Here is a 17,112-nt window from a genome sequence, read left to right as displayed (position 1 = left end):
TGGTCATTGGGGATTGGACATGGGGGATTGGGTATTAATTATTCTCCTCTGCTCCCCTGCTCCCCTGCTCCCCTGCTCCCCTGCTCCAACTTTCTAGCGCTAATAGTTGCGATCGCACCCTTCCTTTCGCTAGGATCTGTAAGCTTTAGGGTATGGGCAAAGCTACTTGGGACAATATACTCATTTCAGGAGTTCTAAGTTCTGAAAAAACACTCGTTATTCAGGACTCTTTACTCAGCACTGGCTCAACGCCCCGTTGGCGCAGCCTCTCGTAGAGAAGAAAGCTAACAGCACTGTTTTAGTGAGCTATGCTGCCCAAACCCACCCAAATTAATCAGATTTTACAGGAAAAACGAAAAACGATGGCGAAACGCGTGCAGTTAGTTTTAAATCAGGATATCAGCAAGCTGGGAAAATCTGGCGACTTAGTGGAAGTAGCTCCTGGCTACGCTCGTAACTATCTGATTCCCCAGAAATTGGCAACCAATGCCACTCCTGGTATTCTCAAGCAAGTAGAACGCCGTCGGGAGCAAGAGCGTCAACGGCAATTAGAACTCAGACAACAAGCTCTTGAGCAAAAAGAATCTTTAGAAAAAGTTGGCAGCTTGACAATTGCCAAGCCAGTTGGTGAAAACGAAGCAATTTTCGGTACTATCACCACCCAAGACGTTGTAGATGCAATTAAGGCAGCCACCGGTCAGGAAATCGATCGGCGTGGAATTACCATCCCCGATATTAACCACCTTGGTACTTATCAAGCCGAAATTAAGCTGCATTCGGAAGTAGCGGCGCAAGTCGATATTCAAGTAGTCGCTAGCTAACTCACCAGAGGTACGAAGGGATGAGGGAATGAGGGAACAAGATAAACTCGTAACTTTTAACTCCTAGCTCCTGTACAGACGCGATTAATCGCGTCTCTAGCAAAATCTCAAAACTAAAATCGTTTATGGCTGAAGAATTGAGTTTTCAAGGGCTAGGTAGCGATCGCCTCCCACCACAAAATATTGAGGCGGAAGAAGCGATTTTGGGGGGTATTTTGCTAGATCCAGAAGCGATTAGTCGAGTTAGCGATCGCCTCCTTCCCGAAGCTTTTTACATTAGCGCTCACAAAGATATTTATCAAGCAGCTGTGAGGCTCCACGCCCAACGTAAAGCCACAGATTTGCTCTCAGTCACCAGTTGGCTGACTGACCATGAAATGCTAGCCCGCATTGGTGGCAGAAATAAGTTAGCAACTCTGGTAGACCGCACAGTGTCAGCCGTAAACATCGACGCCTTGGCAGGGTTAGTGATGGACAAATACCTGCGGCGACAGTTAATTAAAGCTGGCAATGAAATTGTACATCTTGGTTACGAGACAGAAACTGAGTTACCAACCGTTTTAGATCAGGCAGAACAGAAAGTATTTGGAGTTACTCAAGAACGTCCCCAATCGGGTTTAGTTCACATTTCTAAGACTCTAATTAATAATTTCGAGGATATTGAGAATCGAAATCAAGGCATCGCCTTACCTGGTATACCTTGTGGATTTTACGATTTAGATGCGATGACTAGCGGCTTTCAGCGTTCTGATTTGATTATTGTTGCTGGCAGACCATCAATGGGAAAAACGGCCTTCTGCTTGAACCTAGCTCATAACATCGCCGCTTCTTATAAATTACCAGTTGCTTTCTTCAGCTTAGAAATGTCACAAGAGCAACTCACGCAACGGTTATTAGCTAGCGAAGCGCAAATTGAAAGTAGTTATCTGCGGACTGGTCGCCTCAGTCAAACCCAGTGGGAACCTTTAAGCCGTGCTATTGATATCCTTTCCGAGATGCCAATTTATATTGATGATACGCCGAATATTACAGTTACACAAATGCGTAGTCAGTCAAGAAGACTGCAAGCTGAAATTGGAACTGAATTAGGATTAATTGTAATAGATTACTTGCAATTGATGGAAGGAGCAGGTGATAATCGCGTACAAGAATTATCAAAAATTACGCGTCAACTCAAAGGTTTAGCGCGTGAATTATCTGTACCAGTAATTGCTTTATCTCAGTTGAGCCGAGGGGTGGAAGCACGCACTAACAAGCGTCCGATGTTATCTGATTTGAGAGAAAGCGGAAGTATTGAACAAGACGCCGATTTAGTAATAATGTTATACCGCGATGAATATTACTCTCCCGATACTCCCGATCGCGGAATTGCAGAAGTGATTATAGCTAAACACCGCAATGGGCCTACAGGTACTGCGAAACTTTTGTTTAATCCACAATTTACAAAGTTTCAAAATTTAAAAATTTAGCCATTGAATTGGGGACTGGGAATGGGAGACTGGGAGAAGCCAATGCCCAATGACGCCAGTCGCCTCAAGTCGGGAAACCCGCCCACAGCACTGGCTCCCCAATGCCCTAGTTTTTACTTAACTCCCAGCAATTCCACTTCAAAAATTAGAGTTGCATTGGGTGGAATCACGCCACCAGCGCCACGAGCGCCATAGCCTAACTCAGATGGGATGATTAACTTACGAAGACCGCCTACTTTCATGGTACTAAGTCCTTCATCCCAACCTTTGATTACCTGTCCAGCACCGATTTTAAAGCTGAAGGGCTGGCCGCGATCGCGTGAACTATCAAACTGAGTACCATCTTCTAGAGTGCCGACATAATGAACTTCAACCGTTTGTCCAGGTTTAGGAGTCGCCCCAGTCCCCTCTTTTAACTCCACATACTTTAATCCAGAGGGAGTGGTTACGGCATTAGCATCAGACATAGTATTACTCGCAATTAAGATATTGTTTTCAGTTACAGTTGTGGACGCTGGCGGCGTTTGGGTTAACTCGGCAGCAATGGCAGTATTCTGTTTACTGCCTACTTGCCCCACAACCAAAAGCACAACACACACCAGCATGAAAGCCACGCTGAGGAAAATTGGTTTCAAAATCAGTTCTCCTTACTTAGGTATCCTGGCAAAAAGATTACCAACAGGACACATTTAGTTTAAATCAGAAAGGGCATTCTAACGCCAAAGCTTATTTTCTAAATCGCGTAATTGACGCTCTAAACGGTCAATTCTACCCCTGAGTTCGTCCACTTCCGACTGGCGAGCTACCCCCAAATCCTGCATCATATTTCGCATTTGCCGTTGCATTTGGACATCCAAGTTTCCCTGTTCCGACTTTAACTGCTGGGCAATATCATCTATTACTGCCTTGGCTTGCTCAGGATTGAGCTTGCCATCTTTAACTAAATCATCGCTGACTTGCCGCAGTTTTTCTGCGACTATAGACGTTGTGCCAAGACCGACCATCATTAGCTGTTGCAACCAGTTGTTGTTGTCCATACTCCCTTCCTCTTACTTATTAACCAGCCAACCCTTACTCCTGAATGTAGGCAATCAAGCTTCTTAAAGCGTAGTTATTCTAGCCTACAGCTCTATTTTGGCAAATTCGCAAGCACAAGGATAAGGATCAAAGGGCGTGATTATACAACTCCTCAAGTTTAAGGTTGCCCAAATTTATCTATTTTGCGATGTCACAGGCAATTCCCTATAAATTACAAAACTCACACTCATCCTTTGTGGTGAATGTGAGTAGTTCACGGGAAGATTTTATCTAGAGAGTGCTGAATATCCAAGATTGATCGTTAAAGGAGAAGTTAAATTTGTGTACGCCATTTCTGAAAAGCGATCTCGTAATCCTCTGATTTACTCTGATAAACACTCCACCAATGAAAAAATAGTCCTAACCCCCATCCTAATATTGGGAAAATAGCCCAAAAATAACTAGGACTAGTGATGAAATTTAAGAGAATGAGGAATAAATTCACCGCTAGGAAAGAAACAAAGTGTGTCCAAAAGGCTGTGCGTCGGAAAGTATTAAATGTGTGTCGCGAACGTTCCTCTTCTTGTTGAGCCAACCACTTTTGTTCAGTTGTTTCCAAAATATTAGAAGAAATACCTAACTCAGATGCCATTTCTAAAAGCTGTTCTCGTGAAAATTCACCTTCCTGTTTACGAGTGAGTGCTTTTTGCAAGATTTGTTGCACATCTTCTGAATCGTAAGTCATTTTAATTACCTTATAGATTTGTGTGTAAATGCGCCTTTGATTTCACGAAATTATCGATTGGCTTCGTTCAATTCAATTAGCAAATGCATCCACATTTCGCACTTAATACTTAGTGATATTCACAACACTATTATTTTCTCACAATTGATTTAGGGCTACTGTATTTGTCAATACCTCTATAATTGCTTTGATAAGAGCGATCGCTGTTACGGCATTAAGCCAAAGATTATTAGCAAAAAGATGCATTCTGCGGTACAGGAGGCTGGTAGACCGATTCCAGGTAAAGACCCAACTACATTTTGCTGCCTCAATCGAGTAAACATTGCTAAAATCACTCTTTTGAATTTCCAAAAATATTAAATTTAATGGAAGATTTAAAATATCAGCAGCGGTGTACGTTACCTAGTAGTCTGTCAAGTTTGATTTGATCGGTTCGTAGTTTGTGCTTTAGCGCTAACTACAAACAATCCGCACCCCTCAATTATTTCTTGACAGACTAGTGGGAATGCGTCAATAGAGGACTCAATCAATGGGATATGTAATTGCTACTGCCAATATGAAAGGTGGTGTTGGTAAAACCACCCTCACGGTCAACTTAGCTACTTGTTTAGCTAAAAATCATGGCAAGCGGGTGCTTGTCCTTGATTTAGACAGCCAAATTAGCGCCACACTCAGTTTGATGTCGCCTTTAGATTTTGCCAAGCTTCGTAAACAAAGTAAGACGTTTAGGTATTTGATAGACGAAGTTATCAATCCAGACCCACAAGCAAAACTCACAATTCAGGATATTGTTCAATCCCAGGTTTGTAATCTTCCCGGACTAGATTTATTACCGGGAGATATCGATTTATATGATGAATTTGTTGTTTCGGAAATGCTGCATCAGCAAGCAACTGCTTTAGGCGAACAGGACTTTGAAACGATTTGGAATCGCTTTGAAAGAGTCTTGATTAATAACATCTTAAAACCAGTACGTCAAGAATATGATTTTATCCTTCTCGATTGCGCCCCTGGCTATAATCTATTAACTCGTAGCGCTTTAGCTGCCAGTGATTTCTACATACTTCCTGCGAAACCAGAACCTTTATCTGTAGTGGGTATTCAACTCCTAGAAAGGCGGATTGCCCAATTAAAAGATAGTCACGGACATGAAACTAAGATAGACATAAAAATGCTAGGAATTGTATTTAGTATGTCCAGCGCTAACCTGCTCACTGGCAGATATTATAAACAAGTAATGCACCGCGTTGTAGAAGATTTTGGTGTCGAAAAAATTTGTAAGGTACAAATACCAGTTGATGTCAACGTTGCTAAGGCTGTTGATAGTTTTATACCAGCTGTTTTAAATGCTCCCCAATCAGCAGGTTCAAAGGCTTTCTTGCAATTAACTCAGGAGTTGTTGCAAAAGCTATAGCTTTAGTTAATCATTGATGAACAACATGATTTCCGATTTATTAAATTAGAGATATGAATGTAAAGACGTAGTAATGCTACGTCTTTACAAGGGTTTCAAGCAATGAATAATTTATTTTTGGAGATGTCTATGTCTATTAAGTAGGTCACAAATCTGAACTTCAATTTTTATAAAGGTCTGAAGAAAGAGAATTTATACTTACTCGATGAGAAACAAGCTATATGGAATGAATCTCAAATCCCCAATTTAAAATTCTCTATTCAAGAAAACTCTTTAGGCATAAGGTCAATCTAAAATCCAAAATCTACAATTCAGTAATAAATAAGTTATCTTTTCTTAAAGTTCAGCAGTTATACGGAAGCTATAATTAGTGAGATTCAGCTATTGAGTGAAAAGGTCAGTAAATCTCACTAAGAAACAATGGTTAGTAACGATTCTGCACGGGTACAGAACAATCAGCACTTGCTAATGCGCCTACCACGGACTCTGAGTTATATTGAAACCTGGGGTTTCGGGTTAACTGGTCATGTTGGATGGATTGGTACTGCCCCCATCATTCATGCAGCGTTAGGGCCGAAAGCTATCTTAGTTTGGTTTTTTGGCACGATTATTTCCTTTTTGCTTAACTTGCAGGTACAAAGTCTAGGTAGGCATTGGTCAGATGTTGCTGGAGGAACACCAAACTATACCACAAGGCTATTAAAGAACTTTCCTGGCTTAGGCCGTTACGTAGCATTAGGATACTTTTTTAGCTGGGCAGCAGCACCGGCACTGTATGCGATAATTCTCACTAATTTAATTAAAGTCAATTTTGAAACATTAGGTATTTCTTGTCCAGAAACTTTGTTAAAAGTTTTATTTACAGCAATTCCTTTTATTTTAGCGTTCAGTGGTACCCGTGCTTTGGCGCTCCTGCATTTATTTTTTGTATTACCAGCGATTTTATTACTGTTATTGTTTTGTGTTCAAGGCGTATTATGGTTAGCCTTCTCATCTGCTAATTTTAATTTTCTCCCAACTAGCACACATAGCCTGAGCTTCCAAGAATGGGCAAAGTGGTTTTTTCTAGCTAGTTATTCAATTTATGCTTGTGAAACCACTTCTTCTTTTGTTGCTGATAGTCGCCACCCATATAAAACTTTAAAGTTTTTAACCGTAGCTGCTTGGTTAATTCCTCCGGTGTTTCTAGGTGGTTCTTGGGTATTAATGTGTTCTACTCAAAATCCTACAATACGTGATGATGCTTTCTTAAATCTAGTAGCGGCTTCTAAGCCTTTTTGGGGTGAATCTGCCTCTTTTCTAGTAACACTTCTGATTACTATATCTTGCCTTCTAAGTTCTGCTACAGCAGTTTCTAACTGTCCTCGGATATTATACCAGCTTGCCTTAGACAGACAGCTTTCTCCTATATTTGCATTAATTTCCCGTCAAGGTGTCCTTGGCCCTGCTATTTTATTGACCTTTCTACTAAGTTTACTTTGTCTAAATTTGGGAAATATATCTCAACTTGTTACAGTAGCAGGCACCTGTTATCTTATGTCCATTATGGGACTACATCTGGGATTATGGATGTGTCGTGGCAAACCATACGTGTTATGGCCTTGGTGGTCACTTGGTTTTTTCTTGTTAGAAGCGGTAGTTCTAATAATGGGAGGTTTAGCTTGGAACTGGAGAGATTTCTTAGTGGGATTATTATTACCCATTATTTTGACGATTGGAGATTTAGTGCTACATCGGTTAAGATTTGCACCATTACACCCAAATTGGTGGACACAGCGTTACGATACTAAGCCCAATAGAAACAATCCAGACTTTGTAGTTTTACAAGTGATTGTTTTAGTATCATTGATTTGTATTACTGCCACAATCAGTTGGGTTATTCGCGATTTTTTAGATAGACTTTCTAATCATCCTCAAAATTATTTCCTAGCGATTTTATTAGTGACGCTTTCTTTTACAGGGGTTGCGATCGCTTGCTGGACAACTTTACCACAAATTATTGCTATTGATGAAGCACGCAAACAAGCAAGAAACCTATTTATTACTACTCTCGATACTGTTCCAGATACTGTTTTAGTATTAGATGAAGATGGTACAATCTCTCAGACAAATGCTGCTGCTGAAGAATTATTTCAAACAAGTATTCAGCAGTTACTTGGGCAAAACTTGAATCAACTTCTAACATGCTATCGTGGCAAACCGGAGCAATGGTCTATTAGGAGTGAGCAAAGCTTGAAAATTAACCAAGGTTTGCGAATTGTTGAATCGACGATTTCACAGCCATTTAATTCTCTGCTACGGGAGTATATTGTTATTGTCCGTGACATAACTAAGCGGAAGCTAGCAGAGGAAGAACTAGTCCAATATCGTTATCAGCTTGAGCAGTTGGTGCTAGAACGCACTATTGAACTGATTAGAGTTAATCAACAACTTCAACAAGATATTGTTAAACGTCAAGAAGCACAAGAACAATTACTGCACAACACTCTTCATGATGGGCTAACTGGATTACCTAATCAACGATTATTTCTGGAGCGGGTGCAGCAGGCAATAGAACAGGCTAAACAGCAAAATAATTATTTATTTGCTGTACTATTCTTAGACCTAGACCGTTTTAAAGTTGTGAATGATAGCCTGGGACATCTATTAGGAAATCAACTTTTGATTGCAATTTCTCATCGGCTAAAGTCAGTTCTGCGGGGTGGAGACATAGTTGCCCGTTTTGGCGGAGATGAGTTCACAATCTTAGTTGAGGAAATTGAGGATATCAACACCGCAATACAGGTCGCCGAGCGAATTAAAAAGGTGTTAGCTTTACCATTTCAATTAAATGAGCATCGGGTGTTTACTAATGTTAGTATTGGCATTGCTTTGAGTAGAGTAGATTATGAGCAAGCAGCGCAGATTCTACGCGATGCTGATGTGGCAATGTATTGTGCCAAATCACTTGGTAAGGCACGTTATGAGGTTTTTGACCCAAAGATGCACGAGGGTGCAGCTTTGCTCTTAGAGTTAGAAACTGCTCTGCGAAATGCGCTACTCAAGCAAGAAGAATTTCGCCTTGATTACCAGCCAATTGTTTCACTAACAACTGGCAAAATTATTGGATTTGAGGCACTGATACGTTGGTATCATCCAGAACGAGGACTTATTTCCCCTCAAGATTTTATTCCTTTGGCTGAGGAAACTGGAATGATTGTTAGTATCGGGCAATGGGTGCTTTATGAAGCCTGTTACCAAATGCACAAATGGCATAAACAATTTCCTACCTCACAACCTCTGACAATTAGCGTAAATTTTTCTGGTAAACAAATCACGCAACCTGGTGTGTTTAAACAGGTTAAACATATTTTGCAGCAAACTGGACTTGAGCCATGCTGTTTGAAATTGGAGATTACTGAAAGCTTATTGATGGATAATTTTGAATTAGCTACCACTGTACTTTCCCAATTAACAGCGCTGAATGTTGAGATGCACATGGATGATTTTGGGACTGGCTATTCATCATTAAGTTATTTACATCGCCTACCAATTAAAACCATTAAAATTGACCGCTCTTTTGTCACCAGTATAGGTAGTCGAGGAGAAAATTTAGAAATTATTCGAGCGATTGTGACATTGGCCCATAATTTAAATATGTCTGTAACAGCAGAAGGCATAGAAACTGTAGACCAATTAGCACAATTGAAAGCTTTACAATGTGATTATGGGCAAGGGTATTTTTTCTTACCACCTATGGAACGGGCAGAAGTAGAAATACTCCTTGCTGCTAACTTGCGCGGAAAAACTTTTTAAAAAGATAAAATCTTGGGAGCAAATTCTGTTTAAAGAAACACCTTGTTAAACTGGGTGATTAATTTCACTTGGCAATATATTCTTAGTGTAGTGCTGACTGTAGCTGAAAATTATCTACATTATCAAGCAATCCTTCTTCTAATAACAGTTCGTTAACAAAAGTATTAATTTTGTGCCGATCAATATTTTGCATGACTACGATATGTACCCAATTTTCAAAAATTGCTAATTGCCACTTTTTAATTAACCTTTGAGAAGGTTTTTGAAACACTACGGTATTGGAAAATTTATTGAGCATACATGGATATTCTCTGATTTTAAGTTGTTGAAAAAGATATTGGGCATTATCTATACAGGTCTTTGCTTCTTTCGCTAATCCATCATAACCTCTTGTTTGCATTGCATACCAGAGAATCAGAGGGGTATGACCGTTTCTAGAACCAAGAATTGTTGTATCTGATGAACCAATATATTCAATTGCTGTTTCAACTTTTTCTACCCATTTTTTCTTGGTTAAAACTACACCGCAAGGCAAGGGAGAACCAATGAATTTAGCAGAAATAGCTATACTATCTATGGGTTTTTGAAAGTGAACTTGCGGAGCGCCATCTAGAAAGGGTAATATTAATCCTGAAAGGGCAGCATCACAATGAATGTAGTAATCTTTAATCTGATTGCGCTCTAAAATTTCGATAACTTTGTCTAAGTTATCAATTGCACCTTTAACAGTAGTCCCAATATTTAAATTGACGATCGCAGGATAATTACGATTTTCGCTAATGAGTTTTTCAAAATGTTCATAATTCATCTCTCCATTAATTTGTGAGTGAACAATATTATGTTGGATGCGGAATAGTTTTGCTGCTTTGGGTATTGAGTAATGAGAGTCTTGTGATGAGTAAAGAATGCCATGAGGGTAGATTTCTCTTGCTAAAAAGATCCCATAGAAATTACCTTCAGTTCCGCCAGCAGTAATATAACCCCAAAACTGATTTTCTGGGATTTTATAGAGGTGGGCAAAAAAAGATAATACTTCTTGCTCAAACTTACGAGAATGGAGACCAAAATCTGGTTCAATATATGGATCTCCAGCATTATTTAACAGGAAATTGAAAAATTTTGCGATCGCCCTATAATCACAACTTAAATTATATGGATAGCCTGTATGAAACTGCGATCGCTGTTCTATTTGCAGCAGAAAATCAGCCAATTCCTTAGCAACTTTATTTGACATATCTTTGTATCTCTTAAATTTTGATTGAGTTAATGGATGTTTTAAACGAGATTACACGTATTAATCCATACCTTTATTTTTTTTTAATAATGACCCCATTCAGCTCTTTAATAGAAGATAATACAGTGAAAATACTGATAAACATTCAGTAATAATACCCAATTTTTTGCTGCTGGAGTATATTACACTTGGAACTTCTGCTATAATACGAAATAACCAGAATGCGTATTACATAAAATATTTTTTCAGTCGCTGACTGCAACCTGATTTAATTACATATTTAACTTTGTGCTAGTTGCGTAATTTCTGGGAATGACTAGGCTATACAGCGAAGTCCGCTTATGCGGACTTCATCATGCTAAAAAGAGATTTCCAGAAATTAAATATCAGTTATACAGAACTTTAATAGAGACTTAGCACTGCTCGTCTCTATATTCTTGCAGTTTTTCAGTAGATGAGGTACAAAATGCAGGACTCACGCATCAAACATCAAGAGTTTCTACTTCCTTGTTTCTGTCTTTTGCCTCAAATTCTATAGTTTTGTACTTCATGTAAAAGAAAACTGCTGTTAGTGCATTTAGCCATTTATAGTTTGCTAGTGCCGTGGAATTTTGCTTTTAAAACTCTCCAGCTAAGGCTGCAACACACCGTTCGCAAATTAAGGGATGTTCTGCTGATTCTCCCACATGAATAGAGTAGTTCCAACAGCGATCGCATTTTTGCCCATCTGCTTTCACCACACCAATTCCCCAGTCTTCTGTCTGTGCTGTATATTTCAATCCTTGTAATCCTTGAGCAGAATCTAATAATTCCACTTGGGAAGTCAGCAATAAATACCGCAGTTCGTCAATCCCGTTACCCTTAACAGGGTTAAAGGCTTTGATAGCATCACCTAATTGTTTATCAGGTATATGAATCAAAGCCTTCGCCTCCAAGGATGAACCAATGAGTTTTTCTATCCTGGCTTGTTCTAACACCTTATTAACATCGGTGCGGAGTTGTCGCAGCACTGACCAAAATTCCGCTAAATCTGGATTACGCCATTTTTCCTCAACCTGTACCCAACCAGCTTCAAACACTGATTTGTAAGGTGTTTTGTAAGGGAGATATTGCCAGATATCTTCGGCGGTGTGAGATAACACTGGTGCGATCGCTCGTGCTAAATTATCTATTGCTATCTTCAGCACTGTTTGACAACTGCGACGGCGGAAAGCATCCTTTGTACTGATGTACAATCTATCTTTGGCCACATCTAAATAAAAGTTGGATAAATCCACCACGCAGAAATTCTGCACTGTTTGGAAAAAGCGGAAGAATTGGAAATTCTCAAAGGCTTCAGTGACTTCCTCAAATACTTCGGTGATGCGGTGCAGCATATAACGGTCAAGTTCTGGCAATTCCTCAAAAGGAACTGCATCTTTTTCCGGGTCAAAATCATCCAAGCTACCCAACAAAAACCGCGCCGTATTGCGAATCTTCCCTCTAACATCATTCATTTGCTTAATGATGTTTTTGCCAATGCGAACATCGCCGGAGTAGTCAACCGATGATACCCACAATCGCAATACATCTGCACCGTAGGGCGGTTCTACTTTTTGATTTTTCCCGCCTTCAATGATTGTATTTGGATCGATAGTATTTCCTTCTGACTTACTCATCTTTCGGCCTTGTTCGTCCAAAGTGAAGCCGTGAGTTAGCACAGTTTTGTAAGGCGCAATGTCATTTACCGCTACACTGGTGAGCAAACTTGATTGAAACCAACCGCGATGTTGATCGGAACCTTCCAAATAGATATCAGCAGGGTAGCGTAACTCTGGACGCTGTTGGACGACAGCCGCCCAAGATGAGCCAGAATCAAACCATACATCCATTGTGTCTGTACCCTTGCGGTAAGACTTGCCATTTTGGCGATAGGATTCGGGTAATAATTCCTCAACTGAAAGTTCCCACCAAGCATCGGAACCTTTTTCTGCGATGATTCCTTGGACGTGGTTGATAGTTTCTTCACTCAGCAGCGGTTCTCCTGTGGCTTCGTCGTAGAAAACGGGAATCGGTACACCCCAAGCACGTTGACGGGAGATACACCAATCAGAACGTTCCGCCACCATCGGCGTGATTCGATTTTCACCTTGGGCTGGAATCCATTTTACCGTTGCGATCGCCTTTAGCGCTTCTTCTCTAAATCCTTCCACGGAAGCAAACCATTGTTCCGTGGCGCGGAAAATTGTTGGCTTCTTCGTCCGCCAATCATAAGGATATTTATGGGGGTATGGTTCTTCCTTTAACAAAGAACCAGCCGCAGCCATTGCATCAATCACCGCTTGATTCCCATCACCCAGCACATTCAACCCAGCAAATTCTCCCGCTTCTTCGGTAAAGTTGCCATTGTCATCCACTGGTGCAAGGATAGGCAAACCGTAACGCTGACCAACAATGTAATCTTCTTGACCATGACCGGGAGCAGTATGTACCAATCCAGTACCCGATTCAGTAGTGATGTAATCACCGCCGATAACAATCGGACTTTCGCGGTCATATAGAGGATGACGATAAGTAGTATGTTCTAAATCATTCCCTTTGAACGTGGCTTTTACAGTTAACTCAACTCCTAACGTTGAAGATAAATGTTCGACTAAATCAGCAGCAACGATGAGGTATTTGAAATTACTCTGCGCTTCTTCCTCTGGGTGGGAAACTTCCACCACTGCATAATTTAAATCTGCATTTACCGCCACAGCCAAATTCCCCGGAATTGTCCAAGGTGTAGTCGTCCAGATAGCCACACCTAAATCTGACTGATATTCCGTCAACAGTGGTTTTACAGTTTCCGCCAAACTGGTAACTGCAAAAGCTGCATAGATACTACGGGAAACATGACCTTCAGGATATTCCAACTCAGCTTCAGCCAAAGCGGTATGAGAACTGGGACTCCAGTGAACCGGCTTTAAACCGCGATAGATATAACCTTTTAAGAACATCTGACCGAACACACCAATTTGAGCCGCTTCATAAGCCGGCTTCAGAGTTAGATAAGGGTGGTTCCAATCACCCCAAATACCGTAGCGTTGAAAATTTTGGCGCTGGTCGTTTACCGTAGCTAAGGCAAATTCTTCCGCTTTTTGGCGCAGTTGTAAAGATGTTAAGTTTTGCCGTTCTGCTGATTTCATGTTCTGCAAAACTTTTAACTCAATCGGTAATCCGTGACAATCCCAACCAGGAACGTAGCGAACTTTACGCCCTTGTAACATTTGGTAGCGATTAATAATATCTTTGAGAATTTTATTTAAGGCATGACCGATATGGAGTGAGCCATTAGCGTAGGGAGGCCCATCGTGCAGTATAAATAATTCGCCAGGGTTGTTTTCGGAGAGGCGATCGTAAATTTTATTTTCTTCCCAAAATTTTTGGATTTCTGGCTCACGCTTGATAGCGTTTGCCCGCATATCAAAGTTAGTCTTGGGTAGGTTTACAGTATCTTTGTAACTTCCTGGTTCGGTCACAGTCTCATGCCTAGAATTAGGTGTGCAGGTTTTATCAATTATAGAAGATGGCATCAAAACCAAAATATGCTATTCTACCTTTTTCTAACAGAAGGCTCCTGCCATAATCTCTTGATTTGGTAGCGATAAGGCAGTCCCTTCAAATCGGCATACCTTGCATTTAGCTGCAACGCTTTTAGGCGATTAGGGGACTAATCAGCAATTTTGCGGAGGTTGAGAGTTAATCAACATAAATTAATATACTTTTCTGGGTTCGCCTATTATCTATCCAAAAGTTTCGTTTAATTAGAAGAACATTCCCTAAGAGAAAGTCAAGTATTGCAAAAAATAAATCATTTTTTTTGAGTTCTAAATAAGTTATGTATGTTTTAAGTGTAATTCACGGAACTTTATTTAAGTACACTGAAAATTATTTTTAGCAAAAAACTAGCTTACTATCAATAAGAATTTTTGAAGGAGTACATTAATTATGACTAGCAAATCGTTACCGAGTAAGTGGAGGCGAAACTTCAAACTGTATCTCCTTTTTGTCTTTATTGTAACACTACTGGCTGGAATTATCTTTTCCAGATTGAGTTTAACTATGGCTGCTGATTCGCGGCTAGATCCAAGAACTCAACCGAAGTTCATCAATTCGCTGCCGTCTCTAGGGAGGATAGATGCTACAAAGGGTGGTCACTTCGATGTAGAGATGGGACAAACCAAGCAATGGCTTGGACTATATAGCAGTCCTGGTGCAGATGGCATATATGGTACAAAGGATGATGCACGCTTGAATACAACAGTTTGGGGGTATAGCTTAAGAGGGCAAAAGGCTGTTACTTACCCAGGTTCCACATTGGTGACACGAAAAGACGTACCGATTGAAGTGCTGTGGGACAACAAACTACCAAAAACCGGACATATTTTCCCAGTAGACAAGAGCATTATTTCAAAATCGGTTGAAAATGCTCTCCAAAAAGGGCTTGTACCTACAGTGACCCATGTACATGGTGGTCATACTGAGTGGACTAGCGACGGATATTCCGAAGCTTGGTTTACCCAAGATTTTTCCCAAACCGGGCCCAGTTGGGTTAAAAAGAACTATAGTTATGCAAATGACAATAAGCGGGCAGCGACACTTTTATATCACGACCACATTCTCAGTAACAATCGTTTAAGTGTATACGCTGGTCTTGCAGGCTTCTATTTGCTGAGGGATAACAACGAAATTAATCTAATCAATCGCAACATTTTGCCTGGTGGTGACTACGAGAAAGAACTAATCGTCCAGGATCGAGATTTTACTGCGAAGGGTCAGCTTTATTACCCAGCTGGTTCAAATTATCCAAATGCTCCATATCCAAGTGTAGTGCCAAATTTCTACGGTCATTTCATCCTAGTAAATGGCATGGCCTGGCCAAAGCTGGCGGTTGAACCGAGAAAGTACCGTTTACGCTTGGCAAACGGTTCAAATTCGCGCTTTTACAATCTAAATTTTAACGACTCAAAGGAAAAGTTTTACGAAATCGGCACTGAGCAAGGCTTATTAGAAAAACCAGTGGCGCTGGAAAATTTAGTTCTGGCTCCCGGTGAACGTGCTGATGTAATTGTTGACTTCACTGGCGATGCGGGAAAAGAGTTCATCATCAGGAACTTCGATGATAAAGCTGATTCTGAGCTTACAGGTCAGATAATGAAGATTGCGGTCGAGCAACCCTTTTCAAATATTCCAAATGCGACAGTTGATACTAATGAAAATGATGGACTGACAACACAGTTGCTACCTAACAAGATTACACCTCCTGCTCAAACTGGACTGACTCGGCAACTGGTTCTTTTTGAAAATACGGATGAATATGGTCGCAAGCTCCTAGAGCAAGGTACATTGGCAGACGGCTCATTGCGCTATGACGAGCCAATTACTGAGAAACCAAAACTCGGCACAACTGAAGTTTGGGAATTATACAACACGACACAGGAGCCACACCCAATTCACTTGCATTTGGTTTCCTTCCTGATTCTAAATCGACAGAATTTTGCTGGCAGTGCAATCCCAGTTATCAAAGACCCTCGTAAGACTAAGCTATTTCTACAAAGCGCAGGTCTAATCGGCAATCCTGAGCCTCCACCACTCTCAGAGAAAGGTTGGAAAGACACTGTAGTTGTTTACCCAGGTGAAGTTGTTCGCATCATTGCCACCTTCGAAAAACCGGGGTATTATCTCTGGCACTGTCACATCTTGGAACACGAAGACTTCGATATGATGCGACGCTTTCAAGTTGTGGCAACTCCCTAGAACACCAATTCAGTAATCTTTAAAGAACCTCTCACGAATGTCCCCCCCTACGAGGCTACGGGGTGTTTAGCCCCCCTTCCTTGTCAATTTCATTCATCCGAGAATTCCTCTATTGCTATGCAATAAAAAGATAAAGTGAAAGGTGCAGGATTTATTGGAGGTAGTAATGGCGCGTAAACGCTTGATTATCGAGATGGGGATGGGAATAGATCAGCACGGACAAGAACCGACAGTAGCAGCATCTAGGGCAGTACGAAATGCGATCGCTCACAATGCCTTACCTGGTGTTTGGGAAGTTGCAGGTTTAACTCACCCCAATGAAATGATTATAGAAGTTCAAGTAGCAGTGCCATACCCAGAACAAGTTAGAGAAGAAGAAGTACTAGCTGTACTACCATTTGGTAGAAAAACTTTGATCGTCGAATCTGGGGGGATGATAGTTCAAGGGCGGGCGATTCCTGAACTCAACGATAAAAATGACGAAATGTTGATTGCGATCGCTGCTGTTACAGTTCTAATCGAAGATGAGTAGCTGAGGTAATTCTTCTAGAAACAGAAAGTTATAGAAAAGTTATTAAGTTATTCGACCGCCGACTTCATTTGTGCAGATACGATTTTTAATTGTCAAGTATATTTGCTGATTACTTTATCAAAAAGCCTCATTTCTTTATAAAAATACCTGTTTACTTTCTCAAAATACTTAAATGCTTTCTCAAAATGAGCTTTGACTTATTCAAAAGCTGTTTTTGCTTTCTCATTTTAGTGTTTTCCGCAAGCAAAATGAGCTTTGACTTATTCAAACCCCAGTTTGCTTTCTCATTTTGGTGTTTTCCGCAAGT

12 protein-coding genes and 1 pseudogene are annotated in these 17,112 nt (G+C 40.6%); 7 read left to right on the top strand and 6 right to left on the bottom strand.

Annotated elements, in window-relative coordinates; translation table 11 throughout:
- The 3 genes and pseudogenes from ACFE93_RS29785 to dnaB all read left to right on the top strand — a co-directional run.
- Positions 1-198 (top strand): annotated as a pseudogene (locus ACFE93_RS29785) (hypothetical protein); the annotation flags it as partial.
- A gap of 164 nt (positions 199-362) precedes the next feature.
- Positions 363-821, top strand: coding sequence for a 50S ribosomal protein L9 (rplI, locus tag ACFE93_RS29780; RefSeq protein WP_094352304.1), 459 nt, complete (start codon positions 363-365; stop codon positions 819-821).
- A gap of 125 nt (positions 822-946) precedes the next feature.
- Positions 947-2,290, top strand: a complete 1,344-nt coding sequence (dnaB, locus tag ACFE93_RS29775) for a replicative DNA helicase (RefSeq protein ID WP_375478935.1) — start codon at positions 947-949, stop codon at positions 2,288-2,290.
- A 113-nt stretch (positions 2,291-2,403) separates the two neighbouring features.
- Here dnaB and ACFE93_RS29770 read toward each other — a convergent pair whose 3' ends face one another.
- The 4 genes from ACFE93_RS29770 to ACFE93_RS29755 all read right to left on the bottom strand — a co-directional run bounded on the left by ACFE93_RS29770 (position 2,404) and on the right by ACFE93_RS29755 (position 4,403).
- Complete coding sequence (locus ACFE93_RS29770) at positions 2,404-2,925, bottom strand: FKBP-type peptidyl-prolyl cis-trans isomerase (RefSeq protein WP_375478933.1); 522 nt, start codon at positions 2,923-2,925, stop codon at positions 2,404-2,406.
- Positions 2,926-3,003: 78 nt separating this feature from the next.
- Positions 3,004-3,327, bottom strand: a complete 324-nt coding sequence (locus tag ACFE93_RS29765; protein WP_104906051.1) for a phasin family protein — start codon at positions 3,325-3,327, stop codon at positions 3,004-3,006.
- Between the two features lie 314 nt (positions 3,328-3,641).
- Positions 3,642-4,052, bottom strand: coding sequence for a 2TM domain-containing protein (locus ACFE93_RS29760; protein ID WP_375478931.1), 411 nt, complete (start codon positions 4,050-4,052; stop codon positions 3,642-3,644).
- Positions 4,053-4,190: 138 nt separating this feature from the next.
- The gene (locus tag ACFE93_RS29755) at positions 4,191-4,403 is read right to left on the bottom strand and encodes a hypothetical protein (protein WP_375478929.1); all 213 of its coding nucleotides are present in this window, start codon (positions 4,401-4,403) and stop codon (positions 4,191-4,193) included.
- Between the two features lie 178 nt (positions 4,404-4,581).
- Between ACFE93_RS29755 and ACFE93_RS29750 the strand changes: the two genes are divergently transcribed.
- Positions 4,582-5,466 carry a ParA family protein gene (locus ACFE93_RS29750; protein ID WP_292858074.1) on the top strand — a complete coding sequence of 295 codons (885 nt, stop codon included), beginning with the start codon at positions 4,582-4,584 and terminating at the stop codon, positions 5,464-5,466.
- Between the two features lie 420 nt (positions 5,467-5,886).
- Entirely contained in the window at positions 5,887-9,261 is a 3,375-nt protein-coding gene (locus ACFE93_RS29745; RefSeq protein WP_375478927.1) for an EAL domain-containing protein, read from the top strand.
- Between the two features lie 82 nt (positions 9,262-9,343).
- Here the strand turns inward: ACFE93_RS29745 and ACFE93_RS29740 are convergent, their stop codons facing one another.
- Together ACFE93_RS29740 and ileS are read right to left on the bottom strand one after the other, a co-directional pair.
- Positions 9,344-10,495: a histidine decarboxylase gene (locus ACFE93_RS29740; protein WP_375478925.1), complete on the bottom strand. Its 1,152-nt coding sequence runs from the start codon at positions 10,493-10,495 to the stop codon at positions 9,344-9,346.
- A gap of 617 nt (positions 10,496-11,112) precedes the next feature.
- Positions 11,113-13,995 (bottom strand): isoleucine--tRNA ligase, encoded by a 2,883-nt coding sequence (ileS, locus tag ACFE93_RS29735; RefSeq protein ID WP_375478937.1) that lies wholly within the window; start codon positions 13,993-13,995, stop codon positions 11,113-11,115.
- Between the two features lie 583 nt (positions 13,996-14,578).
- Between ileS and ACFE93_RS29730 the strand changes: the two genes are divergently transcribed.
- Positions 14,579-16,273, top strand: coding sequence for a multicopper oxidase family protein (locus ACFE93_RS29730; RefSeq protein ID WP_375478923.1), 1,695 nt, complete (start codon positions 14,579-14,581; stop codon positions 16,271-16,273).
- A 166-nt stretch (positions 16,274-16,439) separates the two neighbouring features.
- Entirely contained in the window at positions 16,440-16,805 is a 366-nt protein-coding gene (locus ACFE93_RS29725) for a Lin0512 family protein (protein ID WP_375478921.1), read from the top strand.
- Positions 16,806-17,112: the final 307 nt, after the last annotated feature.

The organism is uncultured Nostoc sp. (assembly GCF_964247315.1).
Taxonomy (GTDB): Bacteria; Cyanobacteriota; Cyanobacteriia; order Cyanobacteriales; family Nostocaceae; genus Nostoc.
Note: the sequence above shows the minus strand (reverse complement) of the source record. Positions and strands in the feature narration are given on the sequence as shown.

Excerpts from the sequence above, each read along its gene's own strand:
- rplI (WP_094352304.1), top strand. The coding sequence starts at position 363 with ATGGCGAAACGCGTGCAGTTAGTTTTAAATCAGGATATCAGCAAGCTG.
- dnaB (WP_375478935.1), top strand. The coding sequence starts at position 947 with ATGGCTGAAGAATTGAGTTTTCAAGGGCTAGGTAGCGATCGCCTCCCA.
- ACFE93_RS29765 (WP_104906051.1), bottom strand. The coding sequence starts at position 3,327 with ATGGACAACAACAACTGGTTGCAACAGCTAATGATGGTCGGTCTTGGC.
- ACFE93_RS29760 (WP_375478931.1), bottom strand. The coding sequence starts at position 4,052 with ATGACTTACGATTCAGAAGATGTGCAACAAATCTTGCAAAAAGCACTC.
- ACFE93_RS29750 (WP_292858074.1), top strand. The coding sequence starts at position 4,582 with ATGGGATATGTAATTGCTACTGCCAATATGAAAGGTGGTGTTGGTAAA.
- ACFE93_RS29745 (WP_375478927.1), top strand. The coding sequence starts at position 5,887 with ATGGTTAGTAACGATTCTGCACGGGTACAGAACAATCAGCACTTGCTA.
- ACFE93_RS29740 (WP_375478925.1), bottom strand. The coding sequence starts at position 10,495 with ATGTCAAATAAAGTTGCTAAGGAATTGGCTGATTTTCTGCTGCAAATA.
- ACFE93_RS29730 (WP_375478923.1), top strand. The coding sequence starts at position 14,579 with ATGGCTGCTGATTCGCGGCTAGATCCAAGAACTCAACCGAAGTTCATC.
- ACFE93_RS29725 (WP_375478921.1), top strand. The coding sequence starts at position 16,440 with ATGGCGCGTAAACGCTTGATTATCGAGATGGGGATGGGAATAGATCAG.